General features: G+C 37.4%; 2 protein-coding genes and 1 pseudogene. 1 reads left to right on the top strand and 2 read right to left on the bottom strand.

What is annotated here, in order from left to right; all coding sequences use genetic code 11:
* Window positions 1-132 (top strand): annotated as a pseudogene (locus GO685_RS04880) (IS982 family transposase); the annotation flags it as partial.
* Between the two features lie 207 nt (window positions 133-339).
* Here the strand turns inward: GO685_RS04880 and guaB are convergent.
* Both guaB and GO685_RS05440 read right to left on the bottom strand, forming a co-directional pair.
* Entirely contained in the window at window positions 340-1,833 is a 1,494-nt protein-coding gene (guaB, locus tag GO685_RS04875; RefSeq protein ID WP_175937817.1) for an IMP dehydrogenase, read from the bottom strand.
* A 142-nt stretch (window positions 1,834-1,975) separates the two neighbouring features.
* Window positions 1,976-2,163, bottom strand: a 188-nt coding sequence (locus GO685_RS05440) for a hypothetical protein (protein WP_218939235.1), incomplete at its 5' end; no start/stop codon positions are given.

The following is a 2,163-nucleotide window of genomic DNA, read 5'->3' as shown; positions in this document are numbered from 1 at the left end:
AACAGATTAGAAATTGAACATACTTGCCATAGATCTCCTATTAACTTTTTAGTTCACATTTTTTCTACGCTTATTTCATATTCTTTACAACGCAAAAAACCTTCCATTTCCAACTCTTTCTTTATCGGCTAATCCATAGTTAGCGTTTCTTAAAGCTGAAATTGCACAACTCAAAGAAGAAGTCACGAGTTAATCGCTTAGCTGCCAATATATTTTGAAGTAAGCCACCCACGGGGCTTCTTTTGCTTTTTTTTACTTGGTAAATTTCTAAAATATTTATTACTAAAGTAGTATCTTGGATTCCAGTGTCAGCTACTTGGATGACATTGAAAAAAGGATCTACTCTGGATCAGCTGGTAAGTTGGATGCTTGATAAGCGTAATTTGGAGCTTCTTGCGTAATAATTATATCATGAGCATGACTCTCTCTGAGTCCAGACGCAGTAATAGTAACGAATTTGCAGTTTTTCTTCATCTCTTCTATACTACTATTACCAGTGTACCCCATTGCAGCCTGCAACCCACCAATTAATTGATGGATCACCCCTGAAGCTGGACCTTTAAATGGAACTCTTCCTTCTACTCCTTGTGGAACTAATTTTAGTTTTGAGTCTTTATCTTGAAAATAACGGCTCGCTGAACCTCGTTTCATTGCGCTGATAGACCCCATTCCTCGATAGCCTTTGTATGCCCTGCCTTTGTACATGATGATTTCGCCTGGACTTTCATCAGTGCCTGCAAAAAGTGAACCTATCATCACAGAATCAGCGCCGGCTGCGATAGCTTTTGCAACATCTCCTGAGTATTTTATCCCACCATCGGCAATCAATCTTACTTTTCTTGCTTTACATATTTCTGCAACATTTTGAATTGCAGAAAATTGTGGCACACCAACACCTGTAACTATCCTAGTTGTGCAGATTGATCCAGGCCCTATGCCAACCTTCACTGCATCAACGCCCGCGTCAATCAATGCTTCAGCAGCTTCTTTTGTGGCAATATTGCCACCTACTAGCTGCGTGTTTGGATACATCGCTTTTATTTCTCTAATGGTATTAATAACGTTTTCGGAATGACCGTGAGCGGTATCCACAACAATCACATCAATTTCTTCTCTAATTAAAGCCTTACATCTTTCTATGCCATCCTTTTTGCCGGTGCCAACTGCAGCAGCAACTCTGAGCCGCCCTTTACTGTCTTTACATGAATTGGGGTACCTATTGTATTTTTCAATGTCTTTAACCGTAATCAGGCCTATACAACAAGAATTTTCATCTACGACCAAAAGCTTCTCTATTCTATTTTCATGCAACAATTTCATTGCTGAGGCACTATCCACTTCCTGCTCCCGAACTGTAATTAGCTTGTCTCTTGTCATCACTTCAGAAACTTTTACACCCATGTTCTGGTCTTCAATAAACCTCACATCCCGGTTAGTTAAAATTCCCACTAACTTGAATTGATCAACCACAGGAATGCCAGAATAATTGTGCTCTTTCATTAATGAAATTGCTTCCGCAACTGTTTTACCTGGAGAAATCGTGATTGGGTTATACACGATCCAACTTTCATATTTTTTTACCCTTCTGACTTCTGAAACTTGCTCATCTATTGATAAGTTTTTATGTATACAACCTATCCCACCATGTTGGGCAATAGCTATTGCAAAGTCTGATTCAGTAACAGTATCCATTGCGGAAGATATGAGAGGGATATTGAGTTCTATGCTATTTGTTAAATAAGTTTTCGTATCTGCATCACAAGGCAATATATTAGAATGGGCTGGCAAGAGTAGTATATCGTCGAACGAATAACAAGTTTCCATTTTTTTCATAGGCTTTATTTAAAGCTTATACGCCAATTGATTGAATTGCAATAGGGCTGTGCAAAATTAGCTAGTAGAATGCTGCTTATACTCTTTTGTTAAGTTTAATTGCGCACATGCCGCAAAATGGAGTAAATATATATGTTCGCCTCTAATTAATACTATTTTTATTATTATATGAGATAGCTAGTCTCTGTGAAGAAAGTTTATCATGAGAAAATAAGGAAAGATGTAGCAAAAACTGGTAATTTAACTTAGCTACAAATAGAGAAACTACCAAATGGCATATTATATAAAAGAAGGAAATTGAAAACAAGTTTTTAGTTTTTTGAAAAGCGT

This window comes from Wolbachia endosymbiont of Madathamugadia hiepei (assembly GCF_013366855.1).
Lineage (GTDB): Bacteria > Pseudomonadota > Alphaproteobacteria > Rickettsiales > Anaplasmataceae > Wolbachia.
The sequence above is the reverse complement of the archived record's forward strand: the minus strand, read 5'-3'. Positions and strand labels throughout refer to the sequence as shown.

Excerpts from the sequence above, each read along its gene's own strand:
- guaB (WP_175937817.1), bottom strand. The coding sequence starts at position 1,833 with ATGAAAAAAATGGAAACTTGTTATTCGTTCGACGATATACTACTCTTG.